Origin of the sequence: Serratia sp. JUb9 (genome assembly GCF_014298095.1) — a bacterium.
Lineage (GTDB): Bacteria > Pseudomonadota > Gammaproteobacteria > Enterobacterales > Enterobacteriaceae > Serratia_B > Serratia_B rhizosphaerae.
The window spans coordinates 2,276,941-2,299,156 of sequence record NZ_CP060416.1; the positions used below are offsets into that span (position 1 = coordinate 2,276,941).

Genomic DNA, 22,216 nt, shown 5'->3' on the forward strand with positions numbered 1-22,216 from the left:
TCGGGGCTGTGCTACAATGCGCGCCTTGTAAAAAATACTGATATTTCCCGCCTGAGGTTGGCATGTCCACGCGAATTTTAGCGATCGATACCGCAACGGAAGCCTGTTCCGTTGCCCTCTGGAATCAAGGCGAAACCCACGCCCTGTTTGAACTGTGCCCGCGTGAACACACGCAGCGTATCCTGCCGATGGTGCAGCAGGTCCTGGCCGAATCCGGCGTGACGCTCGCCGAGCTTGATGCGCTGGCCTTTGGGCGTGGCCCCGGCAGTTTCACCGGCGTGCGTATCGGCATTGGTATCGCGCAGGGACTGGCGTTAGGCGCCGATTTGCCGATGCTGGGCGTTTCTACCCTACAGACCATGGCGCAGGGCGCCTGGCGTATGACCGGCGCGCAGCGCGTGCTGGCGGCGATCGACGCCCGTATGGGCGAGGTTTACTGGGGCCAGTTTGAGCGTCAGTCCGATGGGCAATGGCTGGAAAGCGAAGGTGAGGCGGTATTGTCGCCCGAGCAGGCGCTGGCGCGCGCGCAGGGCCTGCAAGGCGACTGGGCGCAGGTAGGCACCGGCTGGCAAACCTACCCGCAGCTGGTTGCCGGTGCGCCGATTACTCTGCATGATGGTCAGATATTGCTGCCGCGAGCGGAAGATATGCTGCCGCTGGCGCTGCATGCCTGGCAGCAGGGGCAGGCTTGCCCGGTTGAACAGGCTGAACCGACGTATCTGCGTAATGAAGTCACCTGGAAGAAGTTACCGGGGCGCGAATAGCCCTTTGCACGTTATGTGCGCTTTATACGTGACAGGGATGAAACGTTCTGCAACTTGCGGCGAAAATAACAGTCGAAGTGACAGATATTTCAGGAGATTGCGACCATGTTAATCCGTACCGTAATTCAACGATTCACGCTGCCGGCATTGGCCGGCGGCGTTCTGATGCTGTCCGGCTGCGTCACCGTCCCCGATGCGATTAAAGGCTCATCCCCAACGCCGGTCACCGAGCTGGCGTCGGTGCAAAACGCGCCAAGCCTGTTTAACGGTGCGGAGGCCCGCTTTGGCGGTAAAGTGGTGAATGTGGCGAACGAGCAGGGCAAGACGGTACTGGAAATCGCCGCAGTGCCGCTGGACGATGGCGCGCGGCCGATTCTCGGTGAACCATCGCGTGGGCGAGTGCTGGCGACGGTAAACGGTTTCCTTGAGCCGACGGACTTCAAGGGGCATCTGGTCACCGTAGTCGGTTCGATAACCGGCGTGCAGCCTGGCAAAATCGGTGCGACGCCGTATAAATTCGTTACGATGAACGTCAGCGGCTTTAAACGCTGGCGGGTGACGCAGCAGGTAATGATGCCTCCGGCGCCAATGGGCCCTTGGGGTTGGCGTGGCGGCCCGTGGGGACCTGACTGGGGCCCGGGGTACGGCTGGTACAGCCCTGGCCCGGCACAGGTGCAAACGATCGTTACCGAGTAAGTTACGCGAAAATTCAATAGATTGTGAAGGCGGCTTATGAGCCGCCTTTTCTTTTGGCGTAGGGAAGCGCCGGTAATTAGTGACACGCATCGCAACCTGCAAATTGTTTAAAACCTAAACTGGTCTGCTGAGTTAAAATATTGTTATAACCTGGCTGCGCATTTAGGGGCTGCGATGATAATGAGAAATGATTTCGGGAGTAATACCTTGGAAAAGGTCTGGTTAAAACGTTATCCGGCAGATGTGCCAGCAGAGATTGACGCCGATCGCTATCCGTCTTTGGTTGAAATGTTTGAAAATGCCGTACAGCGTTATGCGGATCAACCAGCATTTATCAATATGGGCGAGGTGATGACCTACCGCAAGTTGGAAGAGCGCAGCCGGGCATTCGCCGCCTACTTGCAAAATGAGCTGGGGCTGAATAAAGGCGACCGTGTCGCTTTGATGATGCCAAACCTGCTGCAGTACCCGATTGCGCTGTTCGGCATTCTGCGGGCCGGCATGGTGGTGGTTAACGTGAACCCGCTGTATACGCCGCGCGAATTGGAGCATCAGCTCAACGACAGCGGCGCCAGCGCTATTGTCATCGTCTCCAACTTTGCCCATACGCTGGAAAAGGTGGTCTTCAAAACCCAGGTTAAGCATGTGATCCTGACGCGGATGGGGGATCAGCTCTCGGCGGCCAAAGGCACGCTGGTCAACTTTGTGGTGAAGTATGTCAAACGCTTGGTGCCGAAGTACGACCTGCCGGACGCCATCTCTTTCCGTACGGCGCTGCAGCGCGGCCGACGTCTGCAATATGTAAAACCGGACATCATTAACAGCGATTTGGCTTTTTTGCAGTACACCGGCGGCACCACCGGGGTGGCGAAAGGCGCGATGCTGACCCACCGCAATATGCAGGCCAATCTCGAACAGGCCAAGGCGGCTTATGCGCCGCTGTTCCGTGCCGGACAAGAGCTGGTGGTGACCGCGCTGCCGCTGTATCACATTTTTGCTCTGACGGTGAACTGCCTGCTGTTTATCGATCTTGGCGGCCGTAACCTGTTGATCACTAACCCGCGCGATATCCCCGGCCTGGTTAAAGAGCTGGCCAAATACCCGTTTACCGCGCTGAGCGGCGTCAATACCCTGTTCAATGCGTTGCTGAATAACGAGGAGTTCCTCAAACTGGACTTCTCGACGCTGCGTTTTTCGGTGGGGGGCGGTATGGCGGTGCAAAAGGCGGTGGCGGATAAGTGGGAGCAGACCACCGGCAAGCACCTGCTGGAAGGCTATGGCCTGACCGAGTGCGCGCCGCTGGTGGCCGGCAACCCGTATGATTTGCAGCATTACAGCGGCAGTATCGGGTTACCGGTACCGTCGACCGATGTGCGCCTGGTGGATGAGCAGGGGGAAGACGTTGCCATGGGCGAACCGGGTGAACTGTGGGTCAAAGGGCCGCAAGTTATGTTAGGCTATTGGCAACGTCCCGACGCCACGGATGAAGTGCTGAAAGACGGCTGGCTGGCGACCGGCGATATCGTCACGGTGGATGAACAAGGCTTTATTCGCATCGTCGATCGTAAAAAAGATATGATTTTGGTATCGGGTTTTAACGTTTATCCGAATGAAATTGAGGATGTCGTCAGTCAGCATGCTAAAGTGCTGGAGTGCGCGGCAATTGGCGTGCCGAGCGAAGCCTCCGGCGAGAGCGTGAAAATTTGCGTGGTGAAGAAGGATCCTTCGCTGACCAAGGACGAGTTGCTGACCCATTGCCGTCGGCACCTGACCGGGTATAAAGTGCCTAAAATTGTTGAGTTCCGCGACGAGTTGCCGAAATCGAACGTCGGCAAAATTCTGCGACGCGAACTGCGTGACGAACAGACAAATGCCAAGGCGGCCGATGCCGCCTGATGTTGTCCGGTCACACTTACTTATCAACAGCGCCGGTGAATGCCGGCGTTGTTGTGTTTGGCTCATGAAATAAGAGAATGAAGTTTTGAATTATACGTTGATCACTACCGATGCCGGATTGCAGCAGGTCTGCGAACAGGCCAGAACACATGCTCAAATCGCGCTTGATACCGAATTTGTCAGAACGCGCACCTATTACCCGCAGCTTGGCCTTATCCAGTTATACGATGGTGAACAACTCTCCCTGATTGACCCTTTGCCGATTACACAGTGGCAGCCGTTTATTGACCTGCTGAGCGACAAGGCCGTGGTGAAATATCTGCATGCCGGCAGCGAAGATCTTGAAGTATTCCTGAACGCTTTCCAAACCTTGCCGACGCCGCTGGTGGATACCCAGATCCTGGCGGCATTCACCGGTCGGCCGCTGTCGTGCGGGTTCGCCACGCTGGTTGCTGCCTATATGCAGGTCGAATTGGACAAAAGCGAATCGCGTACCGACTGGCTGGCCCGGCCGCTGACCGAGCGTCAGTGTCAGTATGCGGCGGCCGATGTGTTCTATCTGTTGCCGATGGCCGGCCAACTGGTGCAGGAAGTCGAGCAGGCCGGCTGGACCGATGCGGCGAGCAATGAGTGCCTGCTGCTGTGCCAACGCCGTAGCGAAACGCTGGCGCCGGAGCTGGCCTACCGCGAAATCAATAATGCCTGGCAGCTGCGCCCGCGCCAGCTGGGCTGTTTGCAAAAACTGGCCGCCTGGCGACTGCTGCAGGCGCGGCAACGCGATCTGGCGGTTAATTTTGTGGTGCGGGAAGAAAACCTGTGGGCGGTGGCGCGCCATATGCCGTCTTCAATGGGCGAGTTGGACGCACTGGGTCTGAGTGGCCCGGAGATCCGGTTCCACGGTAAAACGCTGCTGGCGCTGGTTGCTGAGGCTAACGCGCTGGATGAAGCCGAGCTGCCGGCACCGGTGGCCAATCTGGTAGAGCACCCGGGTTACAAAAAGGTCTTCAAGGATATCAAGGCGGCGATCGTTACCGTCAGTGAGCAAAGCGGTTTAAGCAGTGAACTGCTGGCATCGCGCCGGCAAATTAATCAGCTGCTGAATTGGCATTGGAAACTGAAAAACAGCGACTGCCAGCCGGAATTAATCAACGGGTGGCGTGCGGAGTTATTAGCCGAGCCGTTATTGGCAATCCTACAGGGTTATTAATAGAACAGAAGCGGATGCGGGGCAGGGGAAAAGGAAACTGCTCCGTTTATTGTGGGATGGATTTAATTTCAGATAATACTGGCGCCAGTATTAAGTTTAAATAACATTACCACCAGATTAATTGGGATTAATCTCAAACGGTAAAAATAGATATTTTGCTGTTTTCCCGTTCAATATCTGGACACATATACAGTATCCCCCTGCAAAAAATACAGGGGGATATTTATTGCGTCGCGATCATTTAGCGGCTTCTTCTGACTCCGGTAACGTGACGTTGAGTTCCAGTACCGAAATATCGTCTCCTTTCTGCTCAAACTGAAGGTGCAGCATGTCAGGGTCAATCTGAATGTACTTGCAGATGACCGCCAGGATGTCACGCTTCATATCGGGCAGGTACGGGGGTTCACTGTCTCCCCGACGACGCTCTGCGACGATAATTTGCAGCCGCTCCTTGGCTACAGTGGCTGTACTTTTTTTGCGGGACAGAAAGAAGTCTAACAAAGCCATGGTTTATCCCCCAAAAAGGCGTTTCAGGAAGCCCTTCTTCTCTTCTTCAATGAAGCGGAAGGGGCGTTCTTCTCCTAACAAGCGGTTAACGGTATCGTCATATGCCTTGCCGGCATCGGACTCGAGATCCAGAATCACTGGTTCACCCTGGTTGGATGCGCGCAGTACGGACTGGTCTTCCGGGATAACCCCGACCAGAGGAATGCGCAAAATTTCCAGCACGTCTTCCATGCTCAGCATGTCGCCGCGGCTGACGCGGCCCGGATTGTAACGGGTCAGCAGCAGGTGCTCCTTGATCGGGTCCTTGCCTTGTTCGGCGCGGCGCGATTTGGAGGACAGAATGCCGAGAATACGGTCGGAGTCGCGTACCGAAGACACTTCCGGGTTGGTGGTGATGATGGCTTCATCCGCGAAGTACAGCGCCATCAGCGCACCGGTTTCAATACCGGCTGGTGAGTCGCACACCACAAAGTCAAAGTCCATCTTGCCAAGTTCGTTGAGCACTTTCTCAACGCCTTCGCGGGTCAGCGCGTCTTTATCGCGCGTTTGAGATGCGGGCAGAATGTAGAGGTTTTCGGTGCGTTTGTCTTTGATTAACGCCTGGTTCAGCGTGGCATCACCCTGAATTACGTTAACGAAGTCATAAACCACGCGACGCTCACAGCCCATAATCAAGTCAAGGTTACGCAGACCGATATCGAAGTCGATAACGACGGTTTTCTTGCCTTGTTTGGCCAGACCGGTCGCGATGGCTGCGCTCGAGGTGGTTTTACCAACCCCCCCTTTACCCGATGTAACAACAATAATGCGTGCCATGAAGTGGTTCCTTGTCAAAAGGGCTCAATTTAAAGGTTGTATGGTTAAAGCGTTATCCAACAGGCTGAGTCGTACTGCCTGCCCGAACGAGTCGGACGGGATCTGGTCGCTCAACCAGTACTGCCCTGCGATAGAGACTAGCTCAGCGGCCAGATGCGTGCAAAAAATCTGACATGAGGCATCGCCGGATGCGCCAGCCAGCGCACGACCGCGCATCATGCCGTAGATGTGAATATTGCCGTCGGCAATCACTTCTGCACCGGCGCTGACGCTGCTGGTTACGATTAAATCGCAGTTACGGGCATAAATCTGTTGGCCGGAACGGACAGGCGTGCTGATGACGCGTGTTTTGGCGGGAGCGTTGTCGGCTGCCGGCTCGGGAGCCGGAGCCGGCACCTCGGCAGCGGCCACTTTGTGGCCTTTTCCTTCACTCAGCAACGGCAGACCGGCACGGGCAAACGCCCGTTTTTGCCGCTCATCTTTGCAACCGCTGATGCCAACCACCCGCAGACCTGCCGCTGCGACCGCCTGTTGGAGTTCTTTCCAGTTTGCGTCGCCGTTAAGCGCTGCAATGTTGATAACAACAGGGGCGTTTTTCAAAAAAGCGGGAGCTTGTTCCACTTTTTCTTGCAACGCCTCGCGAATTACCTCGGGTTCCGAATTATGCAAATGAACAACCGATAGGGTAAAACTGCTGCCTTTTAGCTCAATTGGCGATTGTGACATCTATCCTGACTCAGTTTCAGCAACTTTAAATCCCCGGAATTCCACTCGGGGTGCGATATTCCGATGTACTAGAAGCATGTTATAGTCAGAGTTATATCCAGGCAAGACACTGCCCCAATTAAATAGAGTTAAAAATATGCTTTGTGTGATCTATAGAAGTTCAAAACGCGATCAAACTTATCTTTATGTCGAAAAAAAAGACGACTTCTCGCGCGTGCCGGAGGATTTGCTGAAAAGTTTTGGCGCGCCGCAGTTCGCTATGTTGCTTAATCTTGATGAACGGAAAAGATTAGCCAATGCGAATATTGACAAGGTGAGAGAGGCCCTGAAGGAAGAAGGGTTTTATCTGCAGGTGCCGCCGCCGGTTGAGAATTTATTGAGCCAGCATTTGGGCGGCGGGAAATAATTGTCGTCTGCCCCGCATGTTGAGCGGGGCGGAATTGAGTTGCAGAAAAGGACACCGCGATGAGATTGTCGACCACGGCTTTGACACTGACGGCTTTGATACTGGCCGGCTGTGCCGGCCATAAGAACCAGGCGCTAGCGGCGCCAACCGCCACGCCGCCCGCGTCGGGAGGGATGCTGAAGCCTGCGGCCGGCAGTCCCGGAGCGCCGGCTGCGAATACGCTGGCCGCTACCGGTCGCGACCCGGCGCAGTTTCCCGCCTATGTTGAACAACTTAAAAGTCAGGCATTAGCGCAGGGACTGAGCCGGAAAACGGTCGACAGCGCCTTTGCCAATATCCATTTTGTCGATAGGGTGATTAAATCCGATCGCAATCAGCTGGAAAAGAAGATCACCCTGGACGTTTATCTGCAGCGCGTACTGTCGGCCAGTAAAACGCGGCAGGGGCGCGAGATGATGCGTAAATACCAGCCGCAGCTGGCACGGGCGACGGCGCGTTACGGCGTGCCGGAACGCTATATCGTGGCGCTGTGGGCGATGGAAAGTCATTTCGGCAAGATTCAGGGTAAGGAAGACGTGGTTTCCGCGCTGGCGACGCTGGCGTTTGAAGGGCGCAGAGAGGCGTTTTTCCGCAAGCAACTGATGGCGGCGTTGCAGATTATTGAGCAGGGACACGTGACGGCCGGACAGTTGACAGGCTCCTGGGCGGGTGCGATGGGGCAAAGCCAGTTTATGCCCAGCTCATTCTTGACCTATGGCGCTGACGGCGATGGCGATGGACGTATTGATATCTGGAACAATGTCGATGATGTTTTTGCCTCGACGGCCAATTACCTGTCGACAGAAGGCTGGCAGGCAGCAGCTGGGGGCGTGAAGTCAAACTGCCGGCAGGCTTCAGCGCTGCCGATCTGGGGCTGAAAACCCGCGGACGCACGGTTAATCAGTGGGCGGCAATGGGCGTCACGCAGCCTGACGGCACCGCGCTGCCGGATGCTACGCTGCGCAGCTGGGTCATTACGCCGGACGATGCGCAGGGGCGAGCGTTCCTGGTGTATGATAATTTCCGTACCATCATGCACTGGAACCGTTCATATTATTTTGCCATCAGCGTGGGTATGATGGCGGATGCCGTTGGCCAATAAGCCGCACCGGCGGGCCGTCAGCGATACGGCGCTACTGTAACGACAACGGGCCTGGCCTGCGGGCTGAGCCCCTACATGATTTGTAGGGAGAAACGGAATGTATCAACATCGAGACTGGCAGGGGGCATTGCTGGATTTTCCGGTAAGCAAAGTGGTGTGTGTCGGCAGCAATTATGCCGATCACATCAAGGAGATGGGCAGCGCCAAATCCGCCGAGCCGGTGCTGTTTATCAAACCTGAAACCGCATTGTGCGATATCCGCCAGCCGGTGGCGATCCCGAAAGATCTTGGCGCGGTGCACCACGAGGTTGAACTGGCGGTGCTGATCGGTACGCCGCTGAAGCAGGCCAATGAAGATCGCGTGGCGCGGGCGATCGCCGGCTACGGCGTGGCGCTGGATCTGACGCTGCGTGATTTGCAGGCGGGGTTCAAGAAAGCCGGCCAGCCGTGGGAAAAGGCCAAAGGCTTCGATGGCTCTTGCCCTCTCTCCGGTTTTATTCCGGTCGCCGAGTTTGGCGACGCGCAAAATGCTGAACTGACGCTGAATGTTAACGGCGAGATCCGCCAGCAGGGCAATACGCGCGATATGATCACACCGATCCTGCCGCTGATCGCCTACATGAGCCGTTTCTTCACGCTGCGCGCCGGCGATATCATTCTCACCGGCACGCCGCAGGGCGTCGGGCCGATGGCCTCGGGCGATATGCTGACAATCTCCCTGAACGACAAGACGCTGACCACGCGCGTGATCTGATCCTGCCGGCCGTCGTGTAAAAACGGCGGCAAGGCTTGCATCTGCAGGCTAAAATGTCTATATAGTGCCCCTCGCAGTCTGTATGCAGGCTAATATTCATTTACTCATCCTTAATCGCCGATCGTGCGGCTCGGGCAAGCATGCCGGGCTGGCTGAGGTATTAAGGGGTTATACCGGATTTCAACATGTCACAACGTCCTTTTTGGCAGAGCAAAACGCTGGCGGAAATGTCAGAAGAAGAGTGGGAATCGCTGTGCGACGGTTGTGGGCAGTGCTGTCTGAATAAGCTGATCGACGAAGATACCGACGAAATCTACTTTACCAACGTTGCCTGCAACCAGCTGAATATTAAATCCTGCCAGTGCCGCAACTATGAAGGACGCTTCGAACTGGAAGAAGACTGCATCAAACTGACGCGGGAAAATCTGGTGACTTTCGACTGGCTGCCGCCAACCTGCGCCTATCGTCTGATCGGCGAAGGCAAGCCTCTATACCCCTGGCACCCGCTGATCAGCGGTTCAAAGGCAGCGATGCACGGTGAGCGTATTACCGTACGCCATATTGCCGTGCGCGAGAGTGAGGTGGTGGATTGGCAGGACCATATCCTCAATAAGCCGGACTGGGCGCGTTGATTGACCGTATTGAAAGGCGTGAACTGACGAGGTTGGCGCCCAAGACATGGATATCGCCGACGCGGAAATAGTGTCTGACATCGTCAGCAGGTCGTGTTACCGGCCATCTGCATTTGTAATCCTGATAACCCCGCTGTGCGCATGCGCGCATTGGGGTTTTGCCCTGTTCGGGCAGATCTCTCCCCATTTTTATCGGCTATTCCGCCACTCGACCACGTCTTGATTAAAGCCCCTGTACATTTGCCCCACCGTTATCTTCCCGAATGGAAAGAAATAAAGTTACGTACGTTCGTAAAGATACGCGTAAAAAATGCGCTGAGCAATGGCACAACGGGTTTCGGTTTATTATCAATGCTGACAATGATTAATATCTTACACAGAACGCAGCGAATCGATTATTTATACGGTAAGTATCCGGTTACTCGTTCGTCATTTTATTTATCTGCATAAGACAGGAGAAATAACGTGGAAGATATTAACGCGAAATCAGTTATTCTGGATCAGGGTGGTACGGTACAAGACGCTGTAAAGTACATTACGCCGGAAATGTTTGGCGCAGTGGGTGATGGCAGCACTGATGATGCTGGTGCCATTATTGCAGCGATAGACCATGCTGTAGATACGGGTGTAAACGCTGTTCGCGGTGACGGAATTTACTTAATTCAGAAATGTATCCCTTGCAAAATTGGCGTTGGCAAAGATAATCATACTATTGTTTCTCGTGGGTTTGATCTTCATTTGAATATTGTCAGGGTTGGTGACAATTTTCCGGAGGTTCCCGAGAAATGGTGGGATGCTGAAGGTGCTTTCTATCCAGACCATAGCGGGCCTATGGACAATCTGAGGCTGCATGTTAATGAGTTTTATGGTAATGATCGAGCGACCTTTTTTAAATCACAAGGTAGAGGTGTATCTACAAGCCTAATTTCATGTAATGAAATGACTGCTTATATTATTGGATTCAAAAATTATTTAGATCCCACATTTCAGTCAGGAATGAATAAGATTAGAGGGCGTTTTTGGTCTGGTGGTTATATTGCTTGCCTGATCGGTGGATTTGGCAAGGGCTATGGGAATAGTGAATGCCATAATATAGATATAAACTGGTGCGCAAGCAATCTGTATGGTGGCATTTCGCTGCAAGACCGCTCACAGTACGCCAACATTACCGGTGGCACATATGATTTTAACGCACAGCATACGTCCATACTTACGCTTGACAACATTGAAATTGACGATATGTATGGCGTTGAGTTTGGTACTGATATTACAAGCGGTAATAAGAAATCATACACATTATCGAGTCTCATGCGTGGATATGAGGGCGAGTGGCAGTTGAATGTCAAAGAAGATGGTAATGTCACTGATGGACAGTCAAAGTTTTCTGTTGGTGACGTTATTACCGCCCCGGGATTTTCAGCAAAGATTTCAAAAATCACAGTGCCTAGTAAAAAAACGGCGATATATCCCGATATTATCATCTGTAATAGAACGGGGGATTTCAGTAAAGCCCGTGTTGCTGCTGATTATGTTGGTGGTATATATGGGCATAATCTGTTTACATGTGATATATGGGGGCCGAGTGCATCACAGAACCCACGTAATATGGCATATCGCGGTCTTGGTGTTGGCGGTTCTTCCTCTCACCTTGAAATGTATGCAACGCAACACAGTGTATCCTCTCCGTTCTGCTCGGTAACATCTGAAGATATGAGAATAAATAGGAATATATCCATCCTAGGTGCTCATAAGCTACAGGGGACTACTGGGAAAATCTCAGTGCCAAACAATGCGTCAACTTGGGCATTTAGCCTGAATGGCGGAAGTAACACTCCGGTGTCTCTTTGGAAGGTATATATATCTGGTGAGGACGGTAATATTAATGGGGAGTTTACAATGTCGAATTCAGCTACCGAGGCTAAAGTCATCAGTAAAAATATCTCGCATGTGGATATCAGAACTGATGGGCATAAGGTGTTACTACTGCAAAGCACGGGTATAGCAAGAATACTCTATTATAACGCAATTCGTGTGTTGTGACAGGTCGCCCCATAGAGAGCCTATGGGGCAAAACTCAAATCAGGAAAAAGATATTAATTACAATAGGTGTTGGCAAGAGATTTTTATTACAACCGATTATAACTAAAAGCTATAAATAATATCTATTTAACAAAAAATGTTAGTTATGTCGTTATCGTATGCTCATACGAGAGCTGTACACCGGCTCTTCGGCGATCACCTCATAACGGCTTCTGCTGCGTCGCATGACGTCACCCGATTTGGAAAACAGCAGGGTGGTGAGAATGATGCAGACTACCACCAAGGCAATTTCAATTCTGTTCATAGTATCTGTTGCTGGATAACCAAGAGTTATGCGCTTGCCCGACGGTACCAGACGCCTATCAACGTCGTCAGATAAGGTGCGGTTTGCCACTCAGGCGGAAACGATGGCGCAACATACCCGGCTAATCGGCAAGAGTAAATACTTTACAACAACGCGGCGAGCATGCCGGTTGGTGCAAACATGTACAAACCATTAACCAATCTTATTAATAATGTTTCATTTTATGTGTGGCTATTGAAGTGGAAGGCATAGTTGCCTAAGTTTTAAAGGCGTGTTTATTGTGGGTAGTTACAAGGAGATGTGAAGTATGACTGATGATAACCGTCTTAATCTGCTGGAGAAAATGGCTGTTCTGATGTTTGCTGTATTGCTTGCCTATATTGTACTGACGTTTGGATTATCGTTTTTCGGTCTGGATCATCCTTGGCCGTGTCCAAAAAGATAAAGAGCTGCATTTACCAGGGAAACACTAAAACAATAATGCTAATCATCGTTGTACGCCGTCTTGCATCACGGACGATAAAACCCGACAAACCATACGCCCCGTGGGGCATCGCTTCTCTTTATGTGATTTTTCCGCCGTCTCATCGTGCAGAATAGCCCCTATAAAAAAGGCGCCGTCAGGCGCCTTTCAGATTGATACCGATACGTTTTACTCTGCGTCAGCTTTACTGACGTGAACGCACTACCTGGCTGAGCAGCACGATCGCGGCGACCAGCAGGTAGGCGGCGAAGATGCCGACCAGCCACTGCGGCATTTCCAGCGTCAGGAACTGCCATTGGCGCACCGAACAGTCGCCGGAAGCATGAAATACGGCCGGCATCCACTTGTCCAGCGGCAGCCAGGAAGGGAAACTGACGAAAAAGTCGCAGGTATTGAACGGTGAAGGGTGTAGCATAATCATGGTGTGCTTCCACGCCAGCTGCAGCCCTTCCCAGGCGCTGTAGATCCACAGCAGGATGGCGGCGTAGCGCAGTGGCGTTTTCGGTGCCATTGCCCCTAACAGAGAGGCGCCCAGAATGCCAAACAGCGCGCAGCGCTCATAAATACACATCACACAAGGTTGCAGCAGCATAACGTGCTGGAAATAGAGCGCAGTCAGTTCCAGCGCCAGCGCGGTGATAGCCATCAACAGCCAGGCGCGGCGTCCTTGTGAGCAGCGCTTAAAGAATCGCAACATATTTTGAGTCTTCCATGCAGTAAGCAATTGAACCGGCAGTGTAAACCACAATTCAACCGTGTTGCCAGCCATCAGAGACCCTTTTCGAGGTAACAAAGTATGGCTGGCAACGTCACGGGGGCTGAATCAGTGCCCCGCAGCCTCCAGATGCGGCAGCGTGAGCCAGTGCCACTGCGTCAGCAGGTCGGTCACGGGCGCCAGGGTAAACTCAACGCACAGCAGCCCGACCAGCGCCAGAACGATGGTATATGGCAGTGCCATCCAGACCATACGTCCATAGGAAAGGCGCACCAGCGGGGCGATCGCCGAGGTCAGCAGAAACAGAAACGCCGCCTGTCCGTTTGGCGTAGCGACCGAAGGCAGGTTGGTGCCGGTGTTGATCGCCACCGCCAGCATTTCAAACTGCTTCAGCGAGATGGCGCCGCTGGTGAGGGCGGCTTTGGCTTCGTTGATATAGACCGTGCCGACAAAGACGTTATCGGAAACCGCCGACAGCAAGCCGTTAAACACGTAGAACAGCATCAGCTGCGCCGACGGCTCGGCCTGCAGCACAAACGCGATAACCGGGCTAAACAGATGCTGTTCGATGATTACGGCCACCACGGTGAAAAATACCGTCAGCAGGGCGGTGAACGGCAGGGCTTCCTGGAAGGCCTTGCCGATGGCATGTTCGTCGGTTACGCCGCACAGCGAGGTGGCGAGAATAATGACCGACAGGCCAATCAGACCGACCTCCGCCAGATGTAGAGCCAACGCCGCCACCAGCCAAATGCCGATCAGCGCCTGCACCACCAGTTTGACTTTTTCCTGGCGGTTGCGCTTGGCGCTGGCCTGGCGGTCAAACTCGGTCAATACTTCGCGCACGCGCTCAGGCAGTTGCGCACCATAGCCGAAAACGCCAAAGCGCTCCACCAGCAGACACACCACCAGGCCGCATACAAAGACCGGCAGGGTAACCGGCGCCATACGCAGGAAGAAATCAATAAAGCCCCAGCCGGCGCTTTTGGCGATAATCAGGTTCTGCGGTTCGCCGACCATGGTCATCACACCGCCGAGCGCGGTGCCGACGCCAGCGTGCATCAGCAGGCTGCGCAGAAAGGCGCGGAACTGTTCCAGCGTCTGTTTGCGGTCATCGCCGTCGATGCCGCTGTCGTCGTTCACGTTATGCGCGTCTTCCGGCTGGTTGGAGGCGACATTGTGGTAGATAGAATAAAAACCGCTGGCGACGCTGATTACCACGGCGACGACCGTCAGGGCGTCAAGAAACGCCGAGAGCACCGCCGCAGCCAGACAAAACGCCAGCGACAGCAGCATTTTGGAGCGGATGTTCAGCAGCAGCTTGGTAAATACGAACAGCAGCAGCTGTTTCATAAAGTAGATGCCGGCCACCATAAAGATCAGCAGCAGCAGCACTTCAATATTGTTGGCGATCTCTTCACCGACGTGCGCCGGGCTGGTCATGCCGATAGCTACCGCCTCCAGCGCCAGCAGGCCGCCGGGCTGTAGCGGGTAGCACTTGAGCGCCATCGCCAGGGTGAAGATGAATTCCGCGACCAGCAGCCAGCCGGCAGCGAAGGGGCTTATCAGGAAAAAGACCAGCGGATTGATAACCAAAAATATCAGGATGGTTAATTTATACCAGTCAGGGGATTGGCCGAGAAAATTTTTCACAACGGCGCTGCGTGTTGTCATTTCCATATATGTCTTACTACCTTGAAGAAAAATTGTTGCTACCCTACCAACGCCGGCGGTTGCGATGCAACTGCGGCAGAAATTTCAACCTAAAATTCATGGGTTTCGCCGTTTTCGGCTGTTTTTTGCCAGGTTATGCACACTTTCGTTTATAGTTTCCAGCTCGCACTATGTCATACCAGCATGATCTGGTATGATCAGCGGACTACTATTACTGATATCGTTGCAACGGAACGTCAAACACATGGTCATTAAGGCACAGAGTCCAGCCGGTTTTGCGGAAGAGTACATTATTGAAAGTATTTGGAATAATCGCTTCCCTCCTGGCTCTATTTTGCCCGCGGAGCGTGAGCTATCTGAACTGATAGGTGTCACGCGCACCACGTTACGCGAGGTTTTACAGCGTTTGGCGCGAGATGGCTGGCTGACGATTCAGCACGGCAAGCCGACCAAAGTGAATAACTTTTGGGAAACATCCGGCCTCAACATTCTGGAAACGCTGGCGCGCCTCGATCATAACAGCGTCCCGCAGTTGATCGATAATTTATTGTCGGTGCGCACCAATATTGCCTCTATCTTTATCCGCTCTGCGGTGCGTAACCACCCTGAGGAAGCGCAGGCCGTCCTGGCGAAGGCGTCGGAGGTTGAAGATCAGGCCGAGGCGTTCAATACGCTGGATTATGAAATTTTCCGCGGTCTGGCCTTCGTGTCCGGCAACCCGATTTACGGGCTGATTTTCAACGGTCTGAAAGGGCTGTATACCCGCGTTGGCCGTTACTACTTCTCCAACCCGGAAGCGCGCAAGCTGGCGCGTTCGTTCTACAGTAAGCTGTCGATGCTGTGCCATGAGAAAATGTACGACCAGGTGATGGATACCGTGCGTAATTATGGCAAGGAGAGCGGCGCGATCTGGCAAAGCATGCAAGGCACCATGCCGAGCGATCTGACCGAAGCGCGCCGTTAACGGCGGCGTCGCGTTGGTAAAAAACAAGGGCGCATCATGCGCCCTTTTTGCTGCGTGTTACAGCGCGCTGGGGCGCGGAGGGCAGCGTTCCAGCAGTTCGACGCTGCCGTCTTCGTTTTGCTGTTCCAAAATCACGTCGAACCCCCACAGCCGGTACACATGTTTCATCACCTCGCGGCGGCTTTTATCCAGCGGCGCGCGTTCCTGCGGCACATAGCGTAGCGTCAATGAACGATCGCCGCGCAGATCAACGTTCCAGACCTGGATGTTGGGTTCGTGATTGCTCAGGTTGTACTGTGCCGACAGCTCTTGGCGAATCGCCCGATATCCCGCCTCATTGTGGATGGCCGAAATCTCCAGATAGTTGTTGCGGTCGTCATCCAGCACGGTGAACAGGCGGAAGTCGCGCATCAGTTTCGGCGACAGGAACTGGCTGATAAAGCTTTCGTCCTTAAAGTCGCGCATGGCGAAATGCAGCGTTTCAAGCCAGTCTTTGCCGGCAAAATCCGGGAACCAGTAGCGATCTTCTTCCGTTGGCGACTGACAGATGCGCTTGATATCCTGGAACATGGCGAAGCCCAGCGCATACGGGTTAATGCCGTTGTAATAGGGGCTGTTGTAAGGCGGCTGATACACCACGTTGGTGTGGCTGTGCAGGAACTCCAGCATAAAGCGCTCGCTGACGCGGCCCTCGTCATACAGATGGTTGAGTATGGTGTAATGCCAGAAGGTGGCCCAGCCTTCGTTCATTACCTGCGTCTGCTTTTGCGGGTAGAAATACTGGCTGACCTTGCGCACAATGCGCAGGATTTCCCGTTGCCACGGCTCCAGCAGCGGGGCGTTTTTTTCCATAAAGTAGAGAATATTTTCCTGCGGCTCGCTGGGGTAACGACGTTCTTGCTCCGGCGCGTCTTCGCGTTCGACGCGCGGCAGCGTTTTCCACAGCGAGTTCACCTGGCTTTGCAGATACTCCTCCCGGCTCTTCTGACGGGCTTTCTCTTCCTGCAGTGAAATTTTTTGCGGACGTTTATAGCGGTCCACGCCGTAGTTCATCAGCGCGTGACAGGAATCCAGCAGTTTTTCTACCTCTTCTACGCCGTAGCGCTCTTCACATTCGCTGATGTAATGGCGGGCGAACAGTAGGTAATCGACGATCGAACTGGCGTCGGTCCAGCTGCGAAACAGGTAGTTGTTCTTGAAGAATGAGTTGTGCCCGTAGCAGGCGTGCGCCATCACCAGCGCCTGCATGGTGATGGTGTTCTCTTCCATCAGGTAAGCAATACAAGGATTGGAGTTGATGACGATCTCATAGGCCAGCCCCTGCTGCCCATGTTTGTAGAGCTGTTCGGTTTCGATAAATTTTTTACCGAATGACCAGTGCGTATAGTTAATCGGCATCCCGACGCTGGAATACGCATCCATCATCTGCTCAGAGGTGATGACCTCAATTTGGTGCGGATAGGTATCCAGTTTGTAATGTTTGGCGACGCGGTCAATCTGCTCCAGATAGACCTGCAGCAACTCAAACGTCCAGTCTGGTCCATCGCTCAGACGTTTTTCATCCATAATTTGATCATGTGTTGAAGTTGTCATCAGCGCACCCTCGTTTTGTACGGGCCAGGCTCATTACGGCGGCCCTTAATCAATCGTAGCTCAAAAAAGAACGGGGCGAGGGGGTTATAAAGCCTAAAAATTCAACGTCCTGTCTGAACTTAACGGGAGGAGCGGATAGCGGGTGAGTTTTTTCTGCTGTTTTGCCGCCGATGTTGCCTCGCAGGATATGTTGATGTTTTGCGTGTTTTGTAGATTAATATTTTGTTTTGTATGGCAGGGTTGATTTTATATTCTGTTAACAACCTGTTGCACATGAGGGCGATTTTTAGTGACTTCAATGCAGTCATTGATTGCATGAGGGGGCGCTATTCTCTCCAGAAACCGGCTTTCACCGCAGGTTATCGCTATTTAAATCCGCCTATTGCAAAAGGAAGCGGCTTGAACGATAAATTAATTGTGAAATCTGTCACGATTAAAAACTAATTTGTTGGATGGTTTTTTCTACTGAGTTAATTTGCCGTCAACAGAAGATTATGCTTTGTTAAACCTCGGGCTGGAGTCAGTGATGCGAGTTTTGATTTTAGGTAGTGGAGTGGTTGGCGTAGCCAGCGCCTGGTATCTGGCGAAAGCCGGGCATGAAGTGACGGTGGTTGATCGTCAGCCAGGGCCGGCGCTGGAAACCAGCGCCGCCAACGCCGGTCAGATCTCGCCGGGTTATGCTGCGCCATGGGCCGCGCCCGGCGTGCCTCTGAAGGCCATCAAATGGATGTTCCAACGCCATGCGCCGCTGGCTATCCGCCTGGACGGCACCGGCTTTCAGATCAACTGGATGTGGCAGATGCTGAAAAACTGCAATACGTCCCATTATGCCACCAACAAAGGGCGGATGGTGCGTCTGGCGGAGTACAGCCGCGACTGCATCAAGGCGTTGCGTCAGGACATCGGTATCGAATACGAAGGGCGTCAGCGCGGCACGTTGCAACTGTTCCGTTCGCAGCAGCAGTTTGAGAATGCGGCGAAAGATATTGCGGTATTGGAAGACGCCGGCGTGCCTTACAAACTGCTGGAGTCCAGCCAGTTGGCCACGGCGGAGCCGGCTTTGGCGCAGGTGGCGCACAAGCTGACCGGCGGTCTGCAACTGCCGAATGATGAAACCGGTGATTGCCAGCTGTTTACCCAGCGCCTGGCCAAAATGGCGGAGCAGGCGGGCGTGACCTTCCTGTATGACCAGCACGTCGATCGCCTGCTGGTGGATGGCGATAAAATTACCGGCGTGCAGTGCGGCGGGCAGACTTTGACGGCGGACAGTTATGTGGTGGCCTTCGGTTCCTATTCGACCGCGCTGCTGCGCGGGCTGGTGGCGATCCCCGTTTATCCGCTGAAAGGCTACTCGCTGACCATCCCGATTACCGATGAGACGGCGGCGCCGTACTCAACGGTGCTGGATGAAACCTATAAAGTCGCTATTACCCGCTTTGACCAGCGCATTCGCGTTGGCGGTATGGCGGAAATCGTCGGCTTTAATACCGAACTGGAGCAGAAGCGACGCGAGACGCTGGAGATGGTGGTGCGCGATCTGTACCCCAACGGCGGCCGGGTTGAACAGGCTACGTTCTGGACCGGACTGCGGCCGATGACGCCGGACGGTACGCCGATTGTCGGCCGCACCTCATTGAAGAACCTGTACCTCAATACCGGCCACGGCACGCTGGGGTGGACGATGGCCTGCGGTTCCGGCCAGTTGCTTGCCGACCTGATCTCCGGCATCACGCCGGCGATCCCATTTGACGATCTCTCCGTGGCGCGTTACAGCGGTGGTGTGACCCATTCGCGGCGTGCACCGTTGAACGACGTGCATCCGGCGCGTTAATCCTCATCGCCGGCCGCAGCGGCAGACTGCGGCCGGCGTCAAACCGGCTGAAGGAGAGCCCATGCCCCGCCCAATTACCGCAACGCTGCACCTGGCGGCGTTCGACAACAATTTACAGGTTATCCGCCGCCATGCGCCCGCTGCGAAGGTTTGGTCGGTGGTGAAGGCTAATGCCTATGGCCACGGTATTAAACACGTCTGGCGCAGCCTGGCGAATACTGACGGCTTTGCGTTACTGGATCTGGCGGAGGCGGTGCTGCTGCGCGAGTCCGGCTGGCAGGGGCCGATCCTGCTGCTGGAGGGGTTCTTTCAGCCGCAGGACCTGGCGCTGATTGACCGTTATCAGTTGACCACCGCCGTACACAGCGACTGGCAGCTGGCGGCGATCGCCGAGGCACGGCTCGCGGCGCCGCTGAATATTTATCTGAAGCTGAATAGCGGCATGAACCGGCTGGGCTTTGCGCCCGAGCGGATACGCAGCGTCTGGCAACGGGCGCAGGGCATCGCCAATATCGGCGCTATGACGCTGATGAGCCACTTCGCGACTGCCGATGATGCGCGTGGCGTAGCGCAGCAAATGACGACCATTGATCGCGCGGCGGCGGAACTGCCGCTGCCGCGCTGTCTGGCCAATTCGGCGGCGACGCTGTGGCATCCGGATACGCACGGCAGTTGGGTGCGGCCGGGCATTATCTTGTACGGCGCATCGCCGAGCGGCAACTCGGCGGATATTGCCGCGACGGGGCTACAGGCGACGATGTCATTGCGCAGTGAGATTATCGCGGTGCAGACGCTAAAATCCGGCGACAGCGTCGGCTATGGCTGGCGCTATACCGCCAGCGCCGTACAGCGGATCGGTATTGTCGCCTGCGGCTATGCCGACGGTTATCCGCGCCATGCGCAGAGCGGCACGCCTATCTGGGTTGACGGCGTATTGACGCGCACCGTAGGTACGGTATCGATGGATATGCTGGCGGTGGATCTGACGCCGTGCCCGCAGGCGGCTATCGGTGCTGAGGTGGAATTGTGGGGGCGGCATTTGCCGGTGGATGACGTGGCCGCCGCAGCCGGTACCCTGGGGTACGAGCTGCTGACGGCATTGACGCCGCGGGTGCCGGTGGAAGCCGGCGCATAAGCTCAGCCGATCCGGTTTAACTGTCCCTTTAATTGTTTACTGCGCTGCCGGGCGTGCAGCGCCAGTAAACAGCCCGCCGCCATCACCAGCGCCAGCGCCATTTTCGGTTGCAGAGGCAGCGCCATCGCCAGCAATCCCAGCGCCGCGCCGCCGGCCATCTGTACGAAACCGACCAGAGCCGAGGCTACTCCGGCCTCGTTGGAATACGGCTCCAGCGCATAGCTGGTGGCCGGGCCCATCACAAACGCCAGCCCGGCGCAGCCGATGGCAACCGGCAGCATATAGGCCAGCCAGTGGGTTTGCGCATCGGCCGTCAGGAAGGTGATATCAAACAGCAGGGCAAGGCACCCCAGCCCCATCAGCACGCCGCCGGTTGCCAGACAAAAAGGCCGGCCGACCTTGCGAATCACCCGGTTGGCGAAGAAGCTCACCAGCATAATCCAGAAACCGTTGGCGCCGAACGCCAGGGAAAATTGCAGCGGCGTCAGGCCGGCGGTGCCCATCAGCACATTAGGCGCCAGCGACACGTAGGTGAGCGCCATGCCCATGGCCCCGGCATTGACCACGGCGAAAGAGAGAAAGCGTGACTGACGCAGGATCTGTGCGTACTGGCGTACGGGGAGCCCTTTGACCGGCCGCGTATCTGCCGGTCGGGTTTCCGGCAGGCGCAGAGCGATCAGCACGAAGACCAGCAGCGCGTAGCCGACCAGGAACCAGAAAGGGGCGCGCCAGCCAAACGCTTCCGCCAGTAATCCGCCCAACAGCGGCGCCAGCGCCGGGATAATATTCAGCGTACCGTTGAGGAAACCAAAGGCGCGCGCGGCATCGTCGCCGTTCATACGGTCGCGCACGCCGCTAAACGCCACTACGGCGGTGCAGCATACCGCGATGCCCTGCAGCAGGCGTGAGGCGATAAACAGCGTCGGGCTGTTGGCCAGCGCGGCCATGGCGGCGCCGATCATATACAGGATAATACCGGCCAGCGCGACCGGCTTGCGTCCGTAGTTGTCGACCAGCGGCCCGGCGACGATCTGCCCCAGTCCTAGCACCAGAATAAACAGCGAAATGGTGGATTGGATCACCGCTTCGCTGCTGTTCAGGCCCAGCGCGATGGCCGGTATCGCCGGCAGATAGAGGTCGATGCCTAACGGGCCCAGCAAGACCAGACTCAGCAGGAGAAGGAGAAATTTTTGCATAATGAAAAATAGCACATCCAAGTGACAAAGTGGCTTAGGGTAGTGCCTTCGCAGTGAAATGGAAAGGGCGGTGCACCAGGTTGTTATACAGAGAGAGCGGCAGGCGCGATGCCGGCAGCGGAACAGCGCCTGTCCGGATCAGGGCAGCAGTGCGGCATCGTGGCGGAAATAGCAGTTGGCCACCACGTCGGCGACATATCTGGCCTGATGCTTGGCATCGTCCAGCGCCCGGTGTGGCGTACCTTCAAACGGCCGTGCCTTTTTGGGGTTAAAGCCGCGCAGCTCTGCCAGCGTCACCAGGGTGCGGACATCCTGCGTGTGCCAAAACTTCCACGGGCAGGGCATCGTCAGTTGCTGGAAGGCGTGCTCCAGGATGGCGCAGTCAAACTCTTTGCCGTTGCCCCAGACTTTTACCGTGTCGCTGCTGTGCATATGAATAAAGCGGCTCAGGTTGGTCAGCACGCGTTTTAAGCTGTCGCTGCCGCCAAAGGCCAATTTACGCGCCTCATCGGATTGCCTGGCCCACCAGGCGACGGTGTCCAGGCTTATTGTCCTGCCGTCTTGCTCCTTCTGCGGGCTGACGGCCGCTTCAAATTCCTCGCCCAACTGACCGGTTTTGGGATCGAAAAATACGGCGGCAACCACCAGAATGACCGCGCTTGGCTTCACATCCAGCGTTTCTATATCCAACATCACATGGTGCATCAGGTTTCTCTGCTCGCCAAAAGAGAGTGA

21 protein-coding genes and 1 pseudogene are annotated in these 22,216 nt (G+C 55.0%); 13 read left to right on the forward strand and 9 right to left on the reverse strand.

What is annotated here, in order from left to right; genetic code table 11:
• Positions 1-62 precede the first annotated feature (62 nt).
• The 4 genes from tsaB (at position 63) to rnd (ending at position 4,563) form a co-directional block, all read left to right on the forward strand.
• On the forward strand, positions 63-764 hold the full coding sequence (tsaB, locus tag HF675_RS10805; protein ID WP_105231390.1) for a tRNA (adenosine(37)-N6)-threonylcarbamoyltransferase complex dimerization subunit type 1 TsaB: 702 nt from the start codon (positions 63-65) through the stop codon (positions 762-764).
• Between the two features lie 105 nt (positions 765-869).
• Positions 870-1,460: a Slp family lipoprotein gene (locus HF675_RS10810; protein ID WP_105231389.1), complete on the forward strand. Its 591-nt coding sequence runs from the start codon at positions 870-872 to the stop codon at positions 1,458-1,460.
• A 207-nt stretch (positions 1,461-1,667) separates the two neighbouring features.
• Positions 1,668-3,356, forward strand: a complete 1,689-nt coding sequence (gene fadD, locus HF675_RS10815; RefSeq protein ID WP_105231388.1) for a long-chain-fatty-acid--CoA ligase FadD — start codon at positions 1,668-1,670, stop codon at positions 3,354-3,356.
• 85 nt (positions 3,357-3,441) lie between these two features.
• Positions 3,442-4,563 carry a ribonuclease D gene (gene rnd / locus HF675_RS10820; RefSeq protein ID WP_187044588.1) on the forward strand — a complete coding sequence of 374 codons (1,122 nt, stop codon included), beginning with the start codon at positions 3,442-3,444 and terminating at the stop codon, positions 4,561-4,563.
• A gap of 237 nt (positions 4,564-4,800) precedes the next feature.
• Here rnd and minE read toward each other — a convergent pair whose 3' ends face one another.
• From minE to minC, 3 genes are read right to left on the reverse strand one after another with little or no spacing between them, the layout of a single operon-like run.
• On the reverse strand, positions 4,801-5,070 hold the full coding sequence (minE, locus tag HF675_RS10825; RefSeq protein WP_105231386.1) for a cell division topological specificity factor MinE: 270 nt from the start codon (positions 5,068-5,070) through the stop codon (positions 4,801-4,803).
• 3 nt (positions 5,071-5,073) lie between these two features.
• Positions 5,074-5,886: a septum site-determining protein MinD gene (gene minD / locus HF675_RS10830; RefSeq protein WP_105231385.1), complete on the reverse strand. Its 813-nt coding sequence runs from the start codon at positions 5,884-5,886 to the stop codon at positions 5,074-5,076.
• 24 nt (positions 5,887-5,910) lie between these two features.
• Complete coding sequence (minC, locus tag HF675_RS10835) at positions 5,911-6,612, reverse strand: septum site-determining protein MinC (protein ID WP_187044589.1); 702 nt, start codon at positions 6,610-6,612, stop codon at positions 5,911-5,913.
• A gap of 136 nt (positions 6,613-6,748) precedes the next feature.
• Here minC and HF675_RS10840 point away from each other — a divergent pair, with 136 nt between their 5' ends.
• The 5 genes and pseudogenes from HF675_RS10840 to HF675_RS10860 all read left to right on the forward strand — a co-directional run bounded on the left by HF675_RS10840 (position 6,749) and on the right by HF675_RS10860 (position 11,585).
• The gene (locus HF675_RS10840) at positions 6,749-7,018 is read left to right on the forward strand and encodes a YcgL domain-containing protein (RefSeq protein WP_105231383.1); all 270 of its coding nucleotides are present in this window, start codon (positions 6,749-6,751) and stop codon (positions 7,016-7,018) included.
• Between the two features lie 59 nt (positions 7,019-7,077).
• Positions 7,078-8,159, forward strand: a pseudogene (locus tag HF675_RS10845) (lytic transglycosylase domain-containing protein).
• Positions 8,160-8,256: 97 nt separating this feature from the next.
• Complete coding sequence (locus tag HF675_RS10850; RefSeq protein ID WP_105231381.1) at positions 8,257-8,913, forward strand: fumarylacetoacetate hydrolase family protein; 657 nt, start codon at positions 8,257-8,259, stop codon at positions 8,911-8,913.
• A gap of 185 nt (positions 8,914-9,098) precedes the next feature.
• A complete protein-coding gene (locus HF675_RS10855) occupies positions 9,099-9,545 on the forward strand; it encodes a YcgN family cysteine cluster protein (protein WP_187044590.1) in 447 nt (148 codons plus the stop codon).
• A gap of 465 nt (positions 9,546-10,010) precedes the next feature.
• Positions 10,011-11,585 (forward strand): hypothetical protein, encoded by a 1,575-nt coding sequence (locus HF675_RS10860; protein WP_187044591.1) that lies wholly within the window; start codon positions 10,011-10,013, stop codon positions 11,583-11,585.
• A gap of 151 nt (positions 11,586-11,736) precedes the next feature.
• On the opposite strand, the gene HF675_RS10865 is transcribed toward HF675_RS10860, so the two are convergent.
• On the reverse strand, positions 11,737-11,889 hold the full coding sequence (locus HF675_RS10865; RefSeq protein WP_187044592.1) for a hypothetical protein: 153 nt from the start codon (positions 11,887-11,889) through the stop codon (positions 11,737-11,739).
• Between the two features lie 307 nt (positions 11,890-12,196).
• Between HF675_RS10865 and HF675_RS10870 the strand changes: the two genes are divergently transcribed.
• Positions 12,197-12,334, forward strand: coding sequence for a hypothetical protein (locus HF675_RS10870; RefSeq protein WP_187044593.1), 138 nt, complete (start codon positions 12,197-12,199; stop codon positions 12,332-12,334).
• A 223-nt stretch (positions 12,335-12,557) separates the two neighbouring features.
• On the opposite strand, the gene dsbB is transcribed toward HF675_RS10870, so the two are convergent.
• Entirely contained in the window at positions 12,558-13,070 is a 513-nt protein-coding gene (dsbB, locus tag HF675_RS10875) for a disulfide bond formation protein DsbB (RefSeq protein ID WP_187044594.1), read from the reverse strand.
• A 126-nt stretch (positions 13,071-13,196) separates the two neighbouring features.
• A complete protein-coding gene (gene nhaB, locus HF675_RS10880; RefSeq protein ID WP_105231378.1) occupies positions 13,197-14,768 on the reverse strand; it encodes a sodium/proton antiporter NhaB in 1,572 nt (523 codons plus the stop codon).
• A 238-nt stretch (positions 14,769-15,006) separates the two neighbouring features.
• On the opposite strand from nhaB, the gene fadR reads away from it, so the two are divergent.
• Positions 15,007-15,726, forward strand: a complete 720-nt coding sequence (gene fadR / locus HF675_RS10885; protein WP_105231377.1) for a fatty acid metabolism transcriptional regulator FadR — start codon at positions 15,007-15,009, stop codon at positions 15,724-15,726.
• A gap of 57 nt (positions 15,727-15,783) precedes the next feature.
• On the opposite strand, the gene HF675_RS10890 is transcribed toward fadR, so the two are convergent.
• Positions 15,784-17,319, reverse strand: coding sequence for a SpoVR family protein (locus HF675_RS10890; RefSeq protein WP_105231376.1), 1,536 nt, complete (start codon positions 17,317-17,319; stop codon positions 15,784-15,786).
• 526 nt (positions 17,320-17,845) lie between these two features.
• Between HF675_RS10890 and HF675_RS10895 the strand changes: the two genes are divergently transcribed.
• Positions 17,846-19,150, forward strand: a complete 1,305-nt coding sequence (locus tag HF675_RS10895; protein WP_187044595.1) for a D-amino acid dehydrogenase — start codon at positions 17,846-17,848, stop codon at positions 19,148-19,150.
• Positions 19,151-19,211: 61 nt separating this feature from the next.
• Entirely contained in the window at positions 19,212-20,285 is a 1,074-nt protein-coding gene (dadX, locus tag HF675_RS10900) for a catabolic alanine racemase DadX (protein WP_187044596.1), read from the forward strand.
• Positions 20,286-20,287: 2 nt separating this feature from the next.
• Here dadX and HF675_RS10905 read toward each other — a convergent pair whose 3' ends face one another.
• Both HF675_RS10905 and HF675_RS10910 read right to left on the reverse strand, forming a co-directional pair.
• Positions 20,288-21,481 (reverse strand): multidrug effflux MFS transporter, encoded by a 1,194-nt coding sequence (locus tag HF675_RS10905; RefSeq protein ID WP_160030893.1) that lies wholly within the window; start codon positions 21,479-21,481, stop codon positions 20,288-20,290.
• A gap of 138 nt (positions 21,482-21,619) precedes the next feature.
• Positions 21,620-22,186, reverse strand: coding sequence for a 3'-5' exonuclease (locus HF675_RS10910; protein ID WP_187044597.1), 567 nt, complete (start codon positions 22,184-22,186; stop codon positions 21,620-21,622).
• Positions 22,187-22,216: the final 30 nt, after the last annotated feature.

Bases quoted from the DNA above. Each gene is read 5' to 3' on its own strand.
- tsaB (WP_105231390.1), top strand. From the start codon at position 63: ATGTCCACGCGAATTTTAGCGATCGATACCGCAACGGAAGCCTGTTCC.
- HF675_RS10810 (WP_105231389.1), top strand. From the start codon at position 870: ATGTTAATCCGTACCGTAATTCAACGATTCACGCTGCCGGCATTGGCC.
- minE (WP_105231386.1), bottom strand. From the start codon at position 5,070: ATGGCTTTGTTAGACTTCTTTCTGTCCCGCAAAAAAAGTACAGCCACT.
- minD (WP_105231385.1), bottom strand. From the start codon at position 5,886: ATGGCACGCATTATTGTTGTTACATCGGGTAAAGGGGGGGTTGGTAAA.
- minC (WP_187044589.1), bottom strand. From the start codon at position 6,612: ATGTCACAATCGCCAATTGAGCTAAAAGGCAGCAGTTTTACCCTATCG.
- HF675_RS10840 (WP_105231383.1), top strand. From the start codon at position 6,749: ATGCTTTGTGTGATCTATAGAAGTTCAAAACGCGATCAAACTTATCTT.
- HF675_RS10850 (WP_105231381.1), top strand. From the start codon at position 8,257: ATGTATCAACATCGAGACTGGCAGGGGGCATTGCTGGATTTTCCGGTA.
- HF675_RS10855 (WP_187044590.1), top strand. From the start codon at position 9,099: ATGTCACAACGTCCTTTTTGGCAGAGCAAAACGCTGGCGGAAATGTCA.
- HF675_RS10865 (WP_187044592.1), bottom strand. From the start codon at position 11,889: ATGAACAGAATTGAAATTGCCTTGGTGGTAGTCTGCATCATTCTCACC.
- HF675_RS10870 (WP_187044593.1), top strand. From the start codon at position 12,197: ATGACTGATGATAACCGTCTTAATCTGCTGGAGAAAATGGCTGTTCTG.
- dsbB (WP_187044594.1), bottom strand. From the start codon at position 13,070: ATGTTGCGATTCTTTAAGCGCTGCTCACAAGGACGCCGCGCCTGGCTG.
- nhaB (WP_105231378.1), bottom strand. From the start codon at position 14,768: ATGGAAATGACAACACGCAGCGCCGTTGTGAAAAATTTTCTCGGCCAA.
- fadR (WP_105231377.1), top strand. From the start codon at position 15,007: ATGGTCATTAAGGCACAGAGTCCAGCCGGTTTTGCGGAAGAGTACATT.
- HF675_RS10890 (WP_105231376.1), bottom strand. From the start codon at position 17,319: ATGACAACTTCAACACATGATCAAATTATGGATGAAAAACGTCTGAGC.
- HF675_RS10895 (WP_187044595.1), top strand. From the start codon at position 17,846: ATGCGAGTTTTGATTTTAGGTAGTGGAGTGGTTGGCGTAGCCAGCGCC.
- dadX (WP_187044596.1), top strand. From the start codon at position 19,212: ATGCCCCGCCCAATTACCGCAACGCTGCACCTGGCGGCGTTCGACAAC.
- HF675_RS10905 (WP_160030893.1), bottom strand. From the start codon at position 21,481: ATGCAAAAATTTCTCCTTCTCCTGCTGAGTCTGGTCTTGCTGGGCCCG.
- HF675_RS10910 (WP_187044597.1), bottom strand. From the start codon at position 22,186: ATGCACCATGTGATGTTGGATATAGAAACGCTGGATGTGAAGCCAAGC.